The following is a 17,114-nucleotide window of genomic DNA, read 5'->3' on the forward strand; positions in this document are numbered from 1 at the left end:
ATCCGTTTGTGAAATATGTTCGGGATGTTCCTTAATCACCAGGTGTGCTTTTAGTATAAGACAACTCCATAAGAACTATACATTACCTACCATTTTTTTAGCCAATTCTATCCACTGTATCTAATTTTTTAATAAAATCCTCGACTATTTTATATCTTTCATTCGTTTTATCCGTGTATTTAACCGTAATCTTAAGCTTATTATTTTCCGTTCCTAATTGTACATTTCGACCAAACTCATTTGCTAGTTCAAATAATTTTGATCCGTCAATTGATTGACTTCTATCTTCACTTACAAGCAGCGTAATTTTATTGTTCTTTTCCGAGATAGATTCCACTTTTTCCTTCTTTGAATACATCTTTAATGAGGAAACGATAAATAAGTTCTCAACCTCAATCGGATAATCCCCATAGCGATCAACTAATTCTTCTTTTAATTCACTTATTTCCTCAGCTGTTTCTAATGAGCGGAAATGTTTATAGATTTCAATCTTTTGCCTTTCATCGTTCATATACTCATCCGGTATATACGCGTCTAATTTAAGGGTCAGCTCCGGTTCGAATAGAGTAATGCTCTCTTCTTCTTTTCCTACCTTACGAGCTTCAATTGCCTCTTTTAGCATTTGGGAATACAGATCAAATCCAACAGAATCAATAAACCCATGTTGTTGGGAGCCTAATAAGTTCCCCGTACCACGGATAGATAAATCCCGCATTGCAATCTTGAATCCAGAACCCAATTCAGTAAATTCCTTTATTGCCTGAAGTCTCTTCTCTGCAACTTCTGTTAAGACTTTATCTTTTTGGTACGTAAAATACGCATATGCCACACGATTGGATCTACCAACTCGTCCGCGTAATTGATAAAGCTGACTTAACCCCATCCGGTCCGCATTACTTATAATTAATGTATTTACGTTAGGGATATCTACCCCTGTTTCTATAATCGTAGTACTTACGAGAACATCATATTCGCCTTCTAAAAAGCTAACAATAATATTTTCTAATTCTGTTTCCGTCATTCTCCCATGAGCAACACCAACTCTTGCTTCGGGTACTAGCATTCCTAAATCCCTAGCTACTTTATCAATATTCTCCACTCGGTTATACAGGAAGAAAGTTTGTCCACCACGAGCCATTTCTCTTTCGATTGCTTCCCTTACTAATATCGGATTATATTCCATTACGTAGGTTTGAATCGGGAAACGGTTTTCCGGCGGTGTTTCTATAACAGATAGATCACGAACACCAAGCATAGACATATGCAATGTCCTTGGAATTGGGGTTGCTGTAAGTGTCAAAACATCTACATTTGATTTTAATTGTTTAATTTTTTCCTTATGTTTTACCCCGAAACGCTGTTCTTCATCAACTATTAATAGACCAAGATCACGAAACTCCACATCTTTTGATAAAACACGATGTGTCCCGATAACGATATCTATCGTACCTTTTTTCAATTCATTAATGGTTTCAGTTTGTTGTTTTCTCGTACGAAATCTGCTTAATAAACCGATGTTAATCGGGTACCCTTGAAAACGCTCTCTGATTGTTTCGTAATGTTGTTGTGCTAGGATTGTCGTTGGAACTAAAATGGCCACCTGTTTTCCATCCATGATTGCTTTAAAAGCTGCACGTATGGCAACTTCGGTTTTCCCATAACCAACGTCCCCACATAGCAAACGATCCATTGGGCGCTCATTTTCCATATCCTTTTTAATTTCCTCTATACATCTTAACTGATCTTCTGTTTCTTGGTATGGAAATGCAGCTTCAAACTCTCGTTGCATTTCGGTATCTTCTGAAAAAGCATACCCTTTTCTCGATTCCCTCTCTGCATAGAGCTTAATTAAATCATCCGCAATATCCTCCACACTTGATTGGACCTTTTTCTTTACCTTTGTCCACTCTGTGCCACCAAGCTTATAAAGTTTAGGCTCTTTCCCTTCTGCCCCAACGTATTTTTGTACAAGGTCGATTTGGTCAATTGGGACATATAACTTATCATCACCAGAATAACGGATAAGCATAAAGTCTTTGTGAAGATTTTGTAGTTTTAATGTTTCAATTCCTAAGTATTTTCCAACCCCGTGATTTGCATGAACAACATAATCGCCGACTTTTAATTCTTGGTAACTTTTTATTCTTTCAGCATTAGAAACCTTTTGCTGTCTTCTTGTTCGTTTCACACGTTTTTTAAATAACTCATTCTCTGTTATAAATACGAGTTTATGCATTGGTAGCTCAATACCGCTACTAATATTCCCAACTGTAATCGCCGGCTTTTCTATCGGGAGCTTTAATTCTTTTGTAACAGCTGATTCTATATCATAATCCGACAAAATGGAGTGGATTTTCTCTGCTCGTTGTTCATCTGGTGCTAGTATGACAACTGAAAATCCTCCTTTTTCCCAACGTAGCAATTCATTCTTAAATAAATGCATTTGGCCATGAAATTCCTGCATGACCCTAGAAGAAAGGTTAACAATGTTTTGTGGGTTCGTATTCGGTATATGGCGTAAAAATACAGACATGTACAATCGTTGTTGTGACATATTGTCTATAACAGCTTGCCAATCATACGAAAATCTACTATTTTGAACCATCTTACCCGACTCTAATAAGCTTGAATACCACTCTGCTTCTTCTGTGTCTAAGTTCATCGCTGTTTCTTGAACCCTACTCATCTCATCTAAAATAACTAAACCATCTTTGGTAAGATAATCTAACAAACTAGCAGGTTCATCGTATAAATAACCAATATATTTATACATTTCCTGAAACCGCTCGATATTCTTAAATCGACTAATGTCTTCTTCTATTACCTCAATTAGATGCTCTTTAATTTCTGACTTCTTCATTTTTTTTAATGAAACAGCTAAAGCATCCTCTAATTTCCCTGATGCTGCCATAATATCCTGATCTGTTAATAATAATTCAGTGGCAGGCTTTATAATAATCTCATCTAATTTAGATAAGGAACGTTGTGTTTCTGCATCAAAGAAACGTATGGAGTCAATTTCCTCATCAAATAATTCAATTCGAATAGGGTTTTCCTCTGTTAAAGGGTAGATATCGATAATTCCTCCACGTTTACTAAATTCACCTGGAGTTGTTACCATAGATGCTCTTTCATAACCCATATCTATCAAAAAGGTAAGATATTGTTCTATATCTATTTCCTCACCTAATGTAAAAGTTAGTTGATATTTATTCCAATAATTTGGTGGGGGCAATATCCGCTTTAAGGCGGCAACAGGAGCAATTAAAATCCCTGATTTATTTTTCGTCCATTCTGTTAATGCCTCAATTCGCTGACTTCTTAACTCTGGACTTGAAAATGCAATTTCAGAAGCTATCAGTTCATTAACTGGATATAAATGAACATTTCCCTCCCCTACCAATACGACTAAATCATCATATAAACTTTGAGCGTGTACAAGTTGGTGTGTAACTAATAAAACTGGCTTTGTAATAGACTGGTTTATAACAGAAACTAGCATACTTCTTGCGGAACCAGATAAACCAGCAACTAGCTGTTCGTTCATACCACTTGTAATACCGTTAATAACGGATTGTATGTCTTCTTTTGATTGTAAATATTGATTAATTCCTTTCATCATGTACCCCCGCTTATACTACAATTAAGCGCAAAAACGCTTTGGTCTAAAACCAAAGCTCGTCTTGCTTATCTTTTAATGTGTGAAGATTCCTTTATTGTAAAAAGTGATCAAGCTCGTGATAGTGCGGATTCCTCCCTAATGTTTCTTCACAACTTTCACAAATCGCTATTACAAGGACATCACCATTATCACGATATTGTATCATTTCTTCCTTTTCCTTTTCGGATAATTGATTAAACCCTAACAAGGAAGTATCAATCATTTGGTTATCTAGCTTACCAATATTTTGTCCGCAATGTCTGCAATTATAGACAATTGACAAAGAAACTCCTCCTTAAATATTAGATTCCTTATTTAAGAAGTTTAACCTTATTGCACTATAATATACATGTACGGACTATTGCTGAATTCCTTCATCTATTATTGATTAAAGGTATTCATTACTTCTAAAAATGGCTTTCCTTTTAACCATTCTTCACATGCATCAGCTGATTTATGAATACTTTCTGTTATGTTTTCTTCCTCTTCTTTTGGAAATTCCCCAAGGACAAAATCAACTACTGGTATATTAAACTTTGGCCTTCCAATACCAACACGAATTCGGTTGAAATCTTTAGTCCCTAAATGATCAATTGTATTTCTTACACCATTATGTCCGCCATGGCCACCCTTTTGGCGCAATCTAATTTTCCCAGGAGAAAGATCTAAGTCATCGTAAATAACAGCAATGTCTTCTAATTCAATATTGTAGAAATCCATCATGCCACGTATGGATTCACCTGATAGATTCATAAACGTTTCAGGCTTTAGGAGAATTACCTTTTCTCCTTCAAAATGTTCCACACAAAAGCTTCCCTTAAATTTAGACTTATTTAGACTCCAATTATGGCGACTAGCTAACTCATCTATAACCATAAAACCTACATTGTGTCTCGTCTTTTCATACTTCTTCCCTGGGTTACCTAAGCCTACTATACATTTCATTTTTTCGTTGTTTCCTTTTTTAAGATTTTTTCTATTAAATAATAACATCTTATTCGTCTTTACCTCATTATATTAAAAATCTGCTTAGGAAAAATACAATAACCCCTCCTATAAGAAAAGGTATTTCATTTCTTGAAGGAGGGTTATTGTTAGCAAATATTTAAAGTTATTATTTTTTCTCTTCCGATTCCGCAGCTTCCACTTCTTCGGCATGTTCTTCAGATACTTCATTATCAGGAGCCAATACAGTTGCAACAGTTGTCTCAGGATCATCTAATAATTCAAAATTCCCCGTTACAGGTATGTTGGATACTGTAATTGTATCACCAATTTCAAGTCCAGAAGTTTCAACAACAATTTCCTCTGGGATCTCGTTAGGTTTGGCTCGTACTTGTAATTCGAATAAAGGTTGTTGTAGTATACCTTGTTTTGGCTCTCCCTCTAATCGCAAAGGAACGGTAACGTCGATTGCTTGGGACATATCCGCCATATAAAAATCAACGTGAATTAATTCACCTTTTAATGGATCCATTTGATATTCATGAAACAACACATCTACTTTGTTTGCAGAATCAATATCTAAAGATAAAACAGCATTTCTTCCTTCGCTACGAATTACCTTTATTAGCTCCATTTCATCAACAAATATGGTCTGTGCATCTTTCTCTTTTCCATATACAACACCTGGAACTTGTCCACTTTCTCTAAGAATCCTATTTTGAGACCTTGTTAAACTTTCTCGCTTTGATGCTTTTAATGACACTGACATATTATCCATCCTCCAAAATTTTATTCAAAATCAAACACACATTAAGAAAAGCTTAGACGCCCGTTTAGCAACGTACAAACTGGAGCACTTCGCAATGAGATAAAGGAAACACGGTGAGCTGGAAGCGAACCGATGTTGACTTATCGTAGTGAAGAAGTGTGAAGTTTGCTAGTTGCTGGGCGATGACGCTAGACATAAAAATACGTATTCCATCTTTCTTAAACCTTGGATCTTCTATGTGATTATATAGCCAATACATTTATTCCCTTATCTAAGCAGGTCTAAACATTTTTAGGCAAATTAGGAAAGTATAAAATTCTCTTCCTATACAACAATTGTACCTTATAGCGAATGCCTAATCAAAGAGAATACTAACAGATTGTAGTTCATGAACACGAATAATCGCTTCTCCAATAAGCGGTGCTACAGATAATTTAGTTATATTTTCAATTTCTTTTTCCGGTGGTAGAGGGATACTATTCGTAACTACCAATTCTTTAATTTGTGAATTCTGAATTCGTTCAATTGCCGGACCTGATAATACAGGGTGTGTACAACAAGCATAGACTTCCTTAGCACCATGTTCAATTAATGCATTTGAAGCTAATGTAATCGTACCTGCTGTATCTATTATATCATCTATTAAAATTGCCGTCTTGCCTTCGATGTTTCCGATGATATTCATCACTTCCGCTACATTTGGACGAGGTCTGCGTTTATCAATGATACCTATTGGAGCTTTTAGACGATCAGCCATTCTACGCGCACGAGTAACCCCACCATGGTCTGGTGATACCACAATCACATCTTCTAATCCTTTAGACTCAAAATAATTAGAAAGGATTGGAACACCTTGTAAATGGTCAATTGGAATATCAAAGAATCCTTGGATTTGTGGAGCGTGTAAGTCTAATGAAATAACACGATCCGCACCTGCTGTTTCAATTAAGTTTGCAACTAATTTTGCCGCTATTGGTTCACGTGCACGAGCTTTTCGGTCTTGTCTTGCATACCCATAGTAAGGCATGACAATATTAATTGATTTAGCGGATGCTCGTTTTAAAGCATCTATCATAATTAATAATTCCATTAAATGTTGATTAACTGGAGCACAAGTCGATTGTATAACGTAAACATCACAACCACGAACACTTTCTTCAATATTAATTTGTACTTCCCCATCACTAAATTTTGAAACAGTACATTTCCCCAAAGATACTCCTATATGATCAGCTATCTCTTGTGCTAACTTAGGATTTGAATTTAGTGATAATACCTTCAAGGAACCATCGGTATAATTAGATGACATGAATTTGAACCTCCGTTAATCTCTTTTTCTGTTTTTTAGTTTTGAAGCATAGCCTTCTTTATTCGTTTGCCTTGCCCGAGCAACAGATAGTGCCTCTGATGGAACATCCTTTGTAATCGTAGATCCTGCCGCTACATAGGAGCCTTTTCCAATGGTTACTGGTGCTATTAAATTAGAGTTACAACCAATAAAAGAATCATCTTCAATAGTAGTTAAATATTTATTTACTCCATCATAGTTCACTGTAATTGTACCACAACCTATATTAACATTGCTTCCTACTTGTGCATCTCCAATATAACTTAAATGGGAGGCTTTACTTCCCTCACCCATGACAGACTTCTTAATTTCAACAAAATTACCAACCTTAGCCCCATGACCAATCGTTGAATCAGGGCGAATATGTGCAAATGGGCCAATGTTAACGCGGTTACCAATCTTACTATCACTGGCAACACTATGTCTGATAACCGTAGATTCTCCTACTTCACAATTAATTATTTCACTATTAGGGCCAATCTCTGCATTTTCTTTAATAATGGATGCCCCTTTAATGATAGTCCCCGGATGGACGACAACATCAGATTCAATGATTACCTCCGGGTGAATGTATGTGTTTTCTGGATCTATGATGGATACACCATTTCTCATATGTTTTTCATTAATTCTTTCTTTCATCGTCTTCTCAGCCTTAGCTAAAGCAACACGGTCATTAACTCCAAGTGTTTCATCGAAATGATCCGTCATAAATGCAGTAACCTTTTTCGACTGATTACGTAATATTTCAATGACGTCTGGTAAATAATACTCACCTTGTACGTTGTCATTGGATACTTCTTTCAGGGCTTGGAACAGAGCCTGATTATCAAAACAGTATGTACCTGTATTAATTTCTGTAACTTGGAGTTCCGCTTCATTCGCATCCTTATGTTCAACGATTCGTTCCACTTCGTTCTCCGCATTACGAATTACTCTACCATATCCAGTAGCGTCATCCGCCTTAGCTGTCAGGATGGTAGCACTTGCGCCTTCTTCTTCATGATGTTTAAATAAAGCTTCAAACGTATTATTGGTGATTAATGGAGTATCTCCACAAACGACAATAGTTGTTCCCTCTTTATCCTGTAATAACGATTTTGCTTGAATAACTGCATGACCTGTTCCTAGTTGTTCTTCTTGAATGACAAATTTACTTTGGTTTCCGATTACTTCTTTTACCATTTCTGCACCGAAACCAACAATTGTAACTGTTTCATCTAGATTTAGGGGAGTTAATTGGTCAATAACATGTTGAACCATTGGGCGCCCCATTACAGGATGTAAAACTTTATAAAGCTTAGACTTCATTCTTGTACCTTGACCAGCCGCTAAAATCACAGCATACCGATTCGTCATAAGGATACCTCCAATTATTACTATTTTCCATAATAAAATATATCCTAAACAAGTTCTGATTTCAACACATTGATAATTGTAAACCATTGGATATTTACTATTTTGCCCAATTTTTGGATGTTGTTACTAATTTATGTAGATGATTGTTAAAGAGGGTTACAAAAGGGGTTTTTATTAAGAACAAAGGCGCAAGCGCCCGTTTAGTGACGTATAGACTGCGCCTGGCCATGCCAGGTGGTCCGATGTTGCCGCGCAAAGCGGCGGTCTTAATCGGACATTCCACTGCCGTAGAAGATAAAGGAAACACGCCTCTTCATAGAGGTGTGCCGACGTTGGCCGCAAAGGCCGATCTTAGTCGGCCTTCCTTAAACACCGAACCGATGTTGACTTTCACCGCAAGGGTATAAGTGCGACTAAGCCTCTGGTTTCACCAATCGGCAAGTCTTCTTTATCGCACGGAGGTAAAGGAAGTCTACTAGTCACTGGGCGCTGGAGCCGGACGTGGCTATTTCGATATCTAAGGTATTCACAGCCATACAAATTTTATAATTTCCTAGAATATAAAAAAAGAAGGCCAACCTTATTTAAAAGATTCGACCCCTTTTATTGATCATTTTAGGAAGCTCCTGCTTCTTCATATTCAACTTCTGCCTCACCCACACGGTGGTATTCTTCTAACACTGCGTCTTGAATCTTCGCACGTGTTCCAGAATTGATTGGATGTGCTATATCCCGGAATTCGCCGTCTGGAGTTCTCTTCGAAGGCATAGCAACAAATAAGCCATTATTACCGTCAATAACACGGATATCGTGCACTACAAATTCTTGATCCAATGTAATGGATGCGATCGCACGCATTCTGCCCTCTGTGTTTACGCGGCGCAATCTTACGTCGGTTACTTCCATGATGTCTCACCACCTTTTCCATTTAAACTTACTAAACTTATTCAACAAAATTAATTAAATTCCTGCTAAAAATAGAAAAAAGATTATTTATTTTTCAAAATATGTATTTTCGGTATAAAAATGGAGCCAAAATTCCTAAGTATTTAAGGCTTTTTGGCTCCATTATATTTTTTAAGACTTTCTTGCAATTAAAACGAAGGCATCCTTTAGACGAATGCCTTATTTTCTAATCGAACTATCATACTAAAGAAATATTACCATTTTGAACATCAATCGTTTTATGTAATAGATCTACATTAGATATTTTTATCAAAGAAGTATAGTCCGTAACAACTCTTTCTTCTTCATCATCATCAGCTTCCGCTAAGACTCCAATAGCTTGTACTTTTGCATCAAATTCTTCTAATAAGCTAATCATACCATTTATCGTACCGCCAGCTTTCATAAAGTCATCAATGATACATACATTGCTTCCTTCTTTTAAACTTCTCTTCGGTAGCACCATGGTTTGTATTTTTTTTGATGAACCAGATACGTAGTTGATACTTACGGAAGAGCCTTCTGTTACTTTTGGGTCCCTTCGTACTATCACAACTGGAACATTTAAGAATGATGCAACAGAATAAGCCAAAGGTATCCCTTTTGTAGCCACTGTTACTACTACATCTATGTTTAATTTTGAGAAACGCGAAGCAAAAACACGCCCAATTTCCCGGACTAGTTTAGGATCTCCTAAAATATCACTCATATAGAGATACCCACCTGGTAGTATTCGACTAGGATCCTCTAATTCATGACGTAGCTTATCAATAAATTCCTTGTTTCTGTCTGACGAAACCTCCGGAATATACTTAACTCCGCCTCCAGCCCCTGTTGTTCGTTCAAGGTACCCTAATTGTTGGTTTTTTAGGACATGGTCAATGATATCTAAATCTTCACTTACAGAAGACTTTGTGGTATCACATAGATTCACGAAAAAAGGTAATTGAATATGTTTTCTTGGGTTTTCCAAAAAGTACTCTGTTAAAATAACTAATCGGTTACTCCTTTTCATTACTACACCTCAAAGCCGTATATTTGTATCTTAATATACCACCTTTATACGCAAATTGGCAAACACTCATCCTAATATCCGAACTAAATAAACTTCAGCACAGAATCCGCGCATTCCATTATAAATTCTTCGTGCCTTGTTCTCTTGTTCCACTAAACCGTAAACAGTAGGTCCACTTCCACTCATTAGAACACCATTTGCCCCCATACCCTTCATCGCTCGTTTTATTTGAAATACCTCAGGATGCATAGAGGAGGTAATTGGCTCTAATGAATTACCCATATAATGGCAAAGTTTATAAAAATTGCCTTCAGATAATGCCTCTAACACTTTTATAGTATTAGGGTGATGCAATTCACTCATATTAATCCGATTAAAGACCTTCCAGGTGGATACCCCAATATTTGGCTTCGCTAAGATTACCCAACAGGGTGGGGGGGATGTTAATCCTTGGATTTTTTCACCATATCCCCTAGCTATAGCTGTTTTTCCATAAATGCAGAATGATACATCTGCACCTAAAGTTGCTCCTAATTCTGCTAATTCATCCATCGGAATATTTAATTTCCATAACCGATTAAGACCCCTTAATACCGCAGCTGCATCCGTACTACCCCCACCAAGTCCTGCAGATACAGGTATACTTTTCTCTACAGAAATATGAACACCTTTTTTTACTCCATATTTATTTTTAAAAGCCTGTGCAGCTTTATATGCTAAATTCCGCTCATCGTCTGGGACATATCTACTTTCAATTGATATTTCTATTTTATCTTCATGAAGTGGCTTTAATTCAATACGATCAGATAAATCAATGGTCGTCATAACCATTTCCACATCGTGAAAGCCATCTTCCCTTTTCCGCAATACATCTAGAGATAAGTTTATTTTTGCTGGCGCCCTCTCAATCAGTGCCATCCTGTCACCTACTTGTACCATCAAAAGATATCCAAATTGTAACATATTCAAATATAAGAGGCGAGAATTTATTCAAGAACAAAAGCACTGGGGCTGGTCGTGCGTGGCCTTTCTTTGATAAGGTTTATTATGCCAAATTTCCGTTTAATGAAAAGAAAGGCAATTCAACATTATGAATTGCCTTTCTCAGCTATACTTTGTTGAGCAATCTCAACAGCCCTTTTCACCATATTACCAGCATCTCTAGCGGTAATACCTCCCCAGCCATCTCGTTGTACAGTGTCGTAAAATCCTAACTCTTTAGCAATCTCTTCTTTCATTTGGTTTGACATCATTCCTCCGCGTCTTGCCATGAAAGAACAACCCCTTTCAAGTTTGTTTACGACATTTTCAGTTTATGCGATTTAGGCTGGAACACTCTCGGTAATTATATGCAAAAGAGGAAATTTTACTTTTTAAGAAAAAGGGGGTAGGTTGAGGTTCTTTACACAAACTTAAAATAGTTACCATAAATAGCTCGAGTATTACAAAAGCTAACTATGAACAACAAAAACAAGAAAAAACAGTAGACGAATGGCTGTCCACTGTTTCACAATTAAATAATGGAAGTATTATGATCTTCTAAAAAATTAATTTCTACCGTTTCAGTTAGTACGTCTGCATAGCTGTAAGAAACACGCTCGAATGCATTTTCGTCTTGGTCTAACTCGACAATGAATACAGAAGGGTATGTTTCTGCTAAAGTTCCTTGTCGTACAATTGTCTTTCTTCTACCACCGTTAGCTTTTAATTTAAGCCTTCTTCCTACCTGACCTTCAAGACCTTGCTTAATTTCGAATAATGTTTTAGCCAATACACTCCACCTCACTATGAATAGTATAGCACAAACTTGTATAATAGTCAAAAAGTTATATTATAACAAGATGTGTTTTTCCATGTCAACAAAGAGTTTTGTCTACTTTTCATATTATTTGTCAAAGTTTACAAAATATGTATCGATATTTATGTTTTTATTACATTTCCTTCTAGTTGAACCACGATAAAAAAACTTATCCAATATTAGGATAAGTCCTTTCAATCATTATCATTATAATCTACCTCATCATCTAATAAATACGGCATGCCTGTGCGTAGTAAACCTTTCGTTTCTACTCCACCCATTCCCTTTTCGCCCGTCAACGTATTTCTAATTGCATCCCATACACTTACACGTTCCATGAAAGAGGTATAAGCAATTTTTGCTGCAATATAAACAGGATCTAACGCATGAATATTAATTCGCGTTGGGGAACTTGCAAAGTTTGCTCCTGCGCGTATAAGTGATTCAAAATGAGACTGACAAGCTCCTGCAAAGATGACGAGTTGATCAAGATTAGGATTGATTCGCCTAGCTTCTCTAACGGTCTCAGCGAAATACCTTGAATGTCGATAGGCCCTTAAGTCCTTTTTTGTTCCTTTATTTTTTGAGAAAGAATCGTGTCCTGTAATGACAATCACATCTGGCTGAATTCTTTGAACTAATTCGCCAATTTGATTGGGCATATCCTTTTCATTTAAATGGACACCATGAACTTGTAAACCTATCCGCTGATAAAGTTCAATACACTTCCTTAAGTACATTTGATCACCATCTAGGTGAAGAACTTTTGCAGGTAATTGAAAGTATTTTGCATAGTTTTGATATCCATCTGATGCCTGATAATCACGTTTCTCCTTCATTAATTGATAATCTTGGCGAAATAGCCTATACGAGAATTCCTCTTTCTCCTTTTCCTTTTTTCTTCTTGTTTCTAAATCTCTATCTTCAATTCTCTGGAGGTCTTCTAATGGCGCATCTGCCTCAAGTCGCATCTCTTCTCCATATAAATTTGCCATATTATCTTTAATATTTGCAATACGAAATAATAAATCATGGTTATAGGATTTTCTAGTTACTAAATTGTTTTTTGTTAGGTCCATACATTCACCCCATAGTCTACATTAAAACGAAGCTTACCCACTATAAACTATGAATCGAAAATTGGTTTTGTGCCTTATATAATTGGCAATGTTCGTAAGCACTGTGTTAATTAAGGAACTCAGTCTAAAAAGATAAGCTATCTGCCGTAGCAGATAGCTTATTTTTGAAGTGACTTAGTAAACGTATTTGCTAAATGTGCAAATTCCTCAATACTTAAGGATTCACCACGCCTTTTGGCATCTATTCCAGATTGTTGTAGAATATCCGTAATCATGTCTTTATCATATTTGTCTTTGAAATAGCTTTTTAAATTATTTTGAAGTGTTTTACGTCTTTGTGCAAAGCTTGATTTTACCAATTCAAAGAAAAAGTCTTCATCCTCTACATGAACTGGAGGTTTCTCTCTCATTTCTAACTTTAATATGGCTGAGTCCACGTTTGGCTGTGGCATAAAAACAGTCTTCGGCACAATCATAACTACTTCTGCACTCGTGTAATACTGCAGGGCAATTGTTAAGGACCCGTAACTCTTTGTATTTGGTTTTGCTGCCATTCTTTCTGCAACTTCTTTTTGAATCATCACGGTAATACTTGATACTGGTAATTTATCCCGAACTAATTTCATCAAAATTGGAGTTGTGATGTAATATGGTAAATTGGCAACGACATGTACAGGTTGGTTTTGGGCAAAGTTTTCTTCAATTACTTCCTTTACATTCGCTTCTAAAATATCCTGATGGATGAGATTAATATTAGAATAATCACCTAAGGTATCTTTCAATATCGGTAATAATCTTTGGTCAATTTCAAAGGCAACCACCTTATCCGCATGGATTGCCAATTGTTCCGTAAGTGCTCCAATTCCAGGCCCTATTTCGATAGCACCTGAGTCTTTATTTATACCGGCATGTCTCACTATATTTTTTAATATATTTACATCGACTAAAAAGTTTTGGCCTAAGCTTTTTTTAAATGTAAACTTATATTTATTTAAAATTTCCTTTGTACGAGATGGTGTGGCGATGTAATTACTCATCTTCTTCCTCCTGATCCAACTTTATAATCGCTTGGTCAAATTGTTCCTTCGTTATTTGAAATATGGTTAAACGTTTTAATAACTGCTTCCCATTCGTATGACCTATTTGAAGAATCTCACCTAGTCTTTCCCTTCTTTTTCGTGCTTCGTTTGTCCCTAGTAGTCGTGCTTGAATAATATCTTCTTGGCCGATTTCACTTTGGATAGGTTCCGCTAATTCATGAACGTCCTTTAGGGCCTTCCTTATATCGTCTATACTTGCATGTTCTATCCCTAAACTTTTATTATGCGGGTTTTTTGCCCTTGCTTTATCTTGCGTTAAAAAGGCATGTTTACAGCCTGGAACATGTTCATTAATAATTTTCCTAATTCTTTCACCAGGATAGTCTGGATCTGTAAAAATAATGACCCCACGTTTTTCCTGTGCATGTTTAATTTGAGTAAGTGTATACTTATTAATTGCCGATCCATTTGTTTCTATCGTATCTGCATCGACAGCAAGTTTTATTTTCGTAGTATCGTCTCTACCTTCTACTACTATAACTTCTTTAATTTTCATTGCTTTCCCCTATCATCAATTGTTAGTTAGCATCTTTTCAAAAGGCTAGTCTAGCTCCAGCGCTTTTCAATATAAAAATACTCCTACCATTTATCATGGTAAGAGCATATAACTTACATACATGTTAATCAAGGATTTTCACTTGGACATTGCGAACTCCCCAACTGTGTGCTTTTGATTTATTTGGTACATGAACATCAATTCGGCTTCCTTTAATATTACCACCAGTATCACCAGCAATAGCTTCTCCATATCCTTCTACCCATACCCTTGATCCTAAAGGAATAACATTTGGATCTACTGCAATTACCTTTTTATTCGGATTAGCCTTCAAATTAATTCCCGTTGCTGTGTAACCAGAACAGCCACTACAGCTTGCTGTAAATGCACTTGCAGTCACGCTTATTGTTTTTCCACTTGAAGCTTGACTACTTGAACTAGAGGTAGAAGTTACGGATACCATTTGAGCAGGCTCTTTCGTACCAACTGCCACTACGCGATCTACCTTTTCCTCCTGAATCGCCTCATCTAATAATTCACGGCTCACCTCTTCACCATTCTCTAAAGTAACTTCAAAGGTTTTAAGGACCTTTCCTTTTTTCCCTTCCGTCATAACCTTTTCTTTTCCTTTTTCAAGTGAGGAGTCCTTTTTTGTTTCCGTATCAAAAGCTATTTCTTCTTCAAGTTTTTCTTCCTTTTTTTCCACACGGGTAATGGTTACAGAAGTATCTTTTGTAACTTCATCATCTAATGAAGGAGATATCTTATCTAGTTTGTTTAACTCAATCTTACTTTCTTCTAATAAGTCTTTTACCGTTCCACCTGTAACTTGTGATGACTTCTCTTTTCCTCCATCATTTACCGTTACTTCAAATGCCTTTTTCACTTTTATTTCTTGTCCATCTTTTAATATGTCATTATTTTGGAGCGACACTTCATCGTATTTCGAGAATGAAAGGCCTAGTTCCTCAATAAATTCTTTTAATGTTTGTGCTGTTGAATAATATGTATTAGTCTTACCATCTATGTTTAAAACAAGCTGTTTTGCAGATTCATATTCAATTTCCATACCATCTTCAATTTTGGCATTTAAGTTATGGGATAATTCATCATAATCCCCTACTTCGATACCTTCCTGATCAAGTAATTCACCAACGGTATTTTTATGTGTCTTTATTTTTTTCTCTTCACCGTTACTTGTCATGGTTACTTCTACTTTCATTAATTCAAAAACAACCATACTGGTAAATAAAACTAGTGCAAGCACACCTATACTAGAAATAACCAGCTTCATTTTTGATGCCGGCAATAGCTTTGATAAAAATCGCATGCATCTTGCCCCCCTTTGTATGAACGATTATATTAACAAATTATGCGTAAAGTAAATGCTTTTCCCTTTACGGTTGCTTTACAATTCTATTACGCAAGCCTATTCGACATCGTTTTACATTACTTAAGGGGTGGTGGGAACCATTGATACTAAAAGGTTATGTCGGAATCTAAAAGTAAAATAAAAATAGAGACCAGCTAAGCGCCGATCTCTATTTTCGCCATCATTCTTCTATTATTTCAATCTAATTTAGTATTATTTTACTAGAATATTACAGTTCTATTTCATTTCAGTTCTTTAGATATTAAAATAAGGCATACTTTTATTAAAACGAAAAGAAAATATCAAAAATACATTTCCTAAACGACATTTGAATGAAAATTATTCTAATCCAAAAAAGCGAAATGCATTTTTTGTAGTTATTTCACTAATTTCTTCATAGCTCATATTCCTTAATTCGGCAATTTTCTCTGCTACTAGTTTTACATAAGCTGGTTCATTTCTTTTACCTCTATTAGGATGCGGTGCTAAATAAGGTGCATCTGTTTCTATTAATAGGCGGTCTAAAGGAACATATTGCGCTACTTCTTTTGGTAGAGGGGCATTTTTAAATGTGACAGGTCCTCCCAAGGAAATATAGAAGTTCATGTCTAAACAATCATCAACATATTGGACAGAATCACTATAACAATGCATGATGCCTCCAATTTCCTTTGCATCTTCCTCTTTTAAAATTTGAATAATGTCCTCGGTTGCTTCTCGATTATGAATGATGATTGGCATTTTTAATTTTTTAGCCAAGCGGATTTGCTTCCGGAAGACATCTTTTTGGACATCTTTTGGTGATTTATCCCAATGATAATCAAGTCCCATTTCACCTATTGCTACTACTTTTGGATGTTTTGCTAATACCTCTATCCAATCTAGTTCCTTGTCTGTCATATCGATTGCATCAACAGGATGCCAGCCAACAGCGGCATAGATTGTTTCATATGCTTGCGCAATTTCTATGGCTAGTGGGATTGTTTCATGGTCAAAGCCAACTACTGTCATGTATTTTACACCAGCATCAAATGCACGCTGTATCGTTTCTTCACGGTCTTCTGTAAATTGTCTCGCATTTAAGTGGACGTGTGTGTCAAATAGCATACGTATAAGTTTACCTCCTTATGAAAAATCCAAGTTCTAGAAAGAGTGACCTTTTGTATTATTTCTTTATAAGTTAAACACCTTGGTTATGTCGCAGCCTTATATAAATTTCATTAAAAATTA

16 protein-coding genes are annotated in these 17,114 nt (G+C 36.1%); all 16 read right to left on the reverse strand.

Going from position 1 to position 17,114, the window contains the following annotated elements:
* Nucleotides 1–97: 97 nt before the first annotated feature.
* The 16 genes from mfd to A9178_RS12655 all read right to left on the reverse strand — a co-directional run bounded on the left by mfd (nt 98) and on the right by A9178_RS12655 (nt 16,991).
* Complete coding sequence (gene mfd / locus A9178_RS12580) at nt 98–3,619, reverse strand: transcription-repair coupling factor (protein ID WP_068675830.1); 3,522 nt, start codon at nt 3,617–3,619, stop codon at nt 98–100.
* Between the two features lie 94 nt (nt 3,620–3,713).
* On the reverse strand, nt 3,714–3,944 hold the full coding sequence (gene fin / locus A9178_RS12585) for an anti-sigma-F factor Fin (RefSeq protein WP_068675832.1): 231 nt from the start codon (nt 3,942–3,944) through the stop codon (nt 3,714–3,716).
* 98 nt (nt 3,945–4,042) lie between these two features.
* Entirely contained in the window at nt 4,043–4,606 is a 564-nt protein-coding gene (pth, locus tag A9178_RS12590; RefSeq protein WP_068676102.1) for an aminoacyl-tRNA hydrolase, read from the reverse strand.
* A 169-nt stretch (nt 4,607–4,775) separates the two neighbouring features.
* A complete protein-coding gene (locus A9178_RS12595; RefSeq protein WP_068675834.1) occupies nt 4,776–5,375 on the reverse strand; it encodes a 50S ribosomal protein L25/general stress protein Ctc in 600 nt (199 codons plus the stop codon).
* A 355-nt stretch (nt 5,376–5,730) separates the two neighbouring features.
* Entirely contained in the window at nt 5,731–6,684 is a 954-nt protein-coding gene (locus tag A9178_RS12600) for a ribose-phosphate diphosphokinase (RefSeq protein ID WP_068675836.1), read from the reverse strand.
* Nucleotides 6,685–6,699: 15 nt separating this feature from the next.
* On the reverse strand, nt 6,700–8,079 hold the full coding sequence (glmU, locus tag A9178_RS12605; protein WP_068675838.1) for a bifunctional UDP-N-acetylglucosamine diphosphorylase/glucosamine-1-phosphate N-acetyltransferase GlmU: 1,380 nt from the start codon (nt 8,077–8,079) through the stop codon (nt 6,700–6,702).
* Nucleotides 8,080–8,694: 615 nt separating this feature from the next.
* Entirely contained in the window at nt 8,695–8,985 is a 291-nt protein-coding gene (spoVG, locus tag A9178_RS12610) for a septation regulator SpoVG (protein WP_047186898.1), read from the reverse strand.
* A gap of 238 nt (nt 8,986–9,223) precedes the next feature.
* The gene (gene purR / locus A9178_RS12615; protein WP_068675840.1) at nt 9,224–10,039 is read right to left on the reverse strand and encodes a pur operon repressor; all 816 of its coding nucleotides are present in this window, start codon (nt 10,037–10,039) and stop codon (nt 9,224–9,226) included.
* Nucleotides 10,040–10,105: 66 nt separating this feature from the next.
* Nucleotides 10,106–10,957: a 4-(cytidine 5'-diphospho)-2-C-methyl-D-erythritol kinase gene (gene ispE, locus A9178_RS12620; protein ID WP_068675841.1), complete on the reverse strand. Its 852-nt coding sequence runs from the start codon at nt 10,955–10,957 to the stop codon at nt 10,106–10,108.
* A gap of 170 nt (nt 10,958–11,127) precedes the next feature.
* Nucleotides 11,128–11,310, reverse strand: coding sequence for a small, acid-soluble spore protein, alpha/beta type (locus tag A9178_RS12625; protein WP_068675843.1), 183 nt, complete (start codon nt 11,308–11,310; stop codon nt 11,128–11,130).
* Between the two features lie 242 nt (nt 11,311–11,552).
* Nucleotides 11,553–11,810 (reverse strand): biofilm formation stimulator Veg, encoded by a 258-nt coding sequence (gene veg, locus A9178_RS12630; RefSeq protein ID WP_068675845.1) that lies wholly within the window; start codon nt 11,808–11,810, stop codon nt 11,553–11,555.
* Nucleotides 11,811–12,031: 221 nt separating this feature from the next.
* Nucleotides 12,032–12,916 (reverse strand): sporulation peptidase YabG, encoded by an 885-nt coding sequence (yabG, locus tag A9178_RS12635; RefSeq protein WP_068675847.1) that lies wholly within the window; start codon nt 12,914–12,916, stop codon nt 12,032–12,034.
* 158 nt (nt 12,917–13,074) lie between these two features.
* Nucleotides 13,075–13,953 (reverse strand): 16S rRNA (adenine(1518)-N(6)/adenine(1519)-N(6))-dimethyltransferase RsmA, encoded by an 879-nt coding sequence (gene rsmA / locus A9178_RS12640; protein ID WP_068675848.1) that lies wholly within the window; start codon nt 13,951–13,953, stop codon nt 13,075–13,077.
* Nucleotides 13,946–14,512, reverse strand: coding sequence for a ribonuclease M5 (gene rnmV / locus A9178_RS12645; RefSeq protein ID WP_068675851.1), 567 nt, complete (start codon nt 14,510–14,512; stop codon nt 13,946–13,948). The genes rsmA and rnmV overlap by 8 nt, the downstream gene beginning before the upstream one ends.
* A gap of 124 nt (nt 14,513–14,636) precedes the next feature.
* On the reverse strand, nt 14,637–15,842 hold the full coding sequence (locus A9178_RS12650) for a resuscitation-promoting factor (protein WP_068675853.1): 1,206 nt from the start codon (nt 15,840–15,842) through the stop codon (nt 14,637–14,639).
* Between the two features lie 381 nt (nt 15,843–16,223).
* Nucleotides 16,224–16,991 carry a TatD family hydrolase gene (locus A9178_RS12655; RefSeq protein ID WP_068675855.1) on the reverse strand — a complete coding sequence of 256 codons (768 nt, stop codon included), beginning with the start codon at nt 16,989–16,991 and terminating at the stop codon, nt 16,224–16,226.
* Between the last annotated feature and the right edge of the window lie 123 nt (nt 16,992–17,114).

Source organism: Oceanobacillus sp. Castelsardo (assembly GCF_001659985.1).
Lineage (GTDB): Bacteria > Bacillota > Bacilli > Bacillales > Amphibacillaceae > Oceanobacillus.

Bases quoted from the DNA above. Each gene is read 5' to 3' on its own strand.
- mfd (WP_068675830.1), bottom strand. From the start codon at position 3,619: ATGAAAGGAATTAATCAATATTTACAATCAAAAGAAGACATACAATCC.
- pth (WP_068676102.1), bottom strand. From the start codon at position 4,606: ATGAAATGTATAGTAGGCTTAGGTAACCCAGGGAAGAAGTATGAAAAG.
- A9178_RS12595 (WP_068675834.1), bottom strand. From the start codon at position 5,375: ATGTCAGTGTCATTAAAAGCATCAAAGCGAGAAAGTTTAACAAGGTCT.
- A9178_RS12600 (WP_068675836.1), bottom strand. From the start codon at position 6,684: ATGTCATCTAATTATACCGATGGTTCCTTGAAGGTATTATCACTAAAT.
- glmU (WP_068675838.1), bottom strand. From the start codon at position 8,079: ATGACGAATCGGTATGCTGTGATTTTAGCGGCTGGTCAAGGTACAAGA.
- spoVG (WP_047186898.1), bottom strand. From the start codon at position 8,985: ATGGAAGTAACCGACGTAAGATTGCGCCGCGTAAACACAGAGGGCAGA.
- purR (WP_068675840.1), bottom strand. From the start codon at position 10,039: ATGAAAAGGAGTAACCGATTAGTTATTTTAACAGAGTACTTTTTGGAA.
- ispE (WP_068675841.1), bottom strand. From the start codon at position 10,957: ATGGCACTGATTGAGAGGGCGCCAGCAAAAATAAACTTATCTCTAGAT.
- A9178_RS12625 (WP_068675843.1), bottom strand. From the start codon at position 11,310: ATGGCAAGACGCGGAGGAATGATGTCAAACCAAATGAAAGAAGAGATT.
- yabG (WP_068675847.1), bottom strand. From the start codon at position 12,916: ATGGACCTAACAAAAAACAATTTAGTAACTAGAAAATCCTATAACCAT.
- rsmA (WP_068675848.1), bottom strand. From the start codon at position 13,953: ATGAGTAATTACATCGCCACACCATCTCGTACAAAGGAAATTTTAAAT.
- rnmV (WP_068675851.1), bottom strand. From the start codon at position 14,512: ATGAAAATTAAAGAAGTTATAGTAGTAGAAGGTAGAGACGATACTACG.
- A9178_RS12650 (WP_068675853.1), bottom strand. From the start codon at position 15,842: ATGCGATTTTTATCAAAGCTATTGCCGGCATCAAAAATGAAGCTGGTT.
- A9178_RS12655 (WP_068675855.1), bottom strand. From the start codon at position 16,991: ATGCTATTTGACACACACGTCCACTTAAATGCGAGACAATTTACAGAA.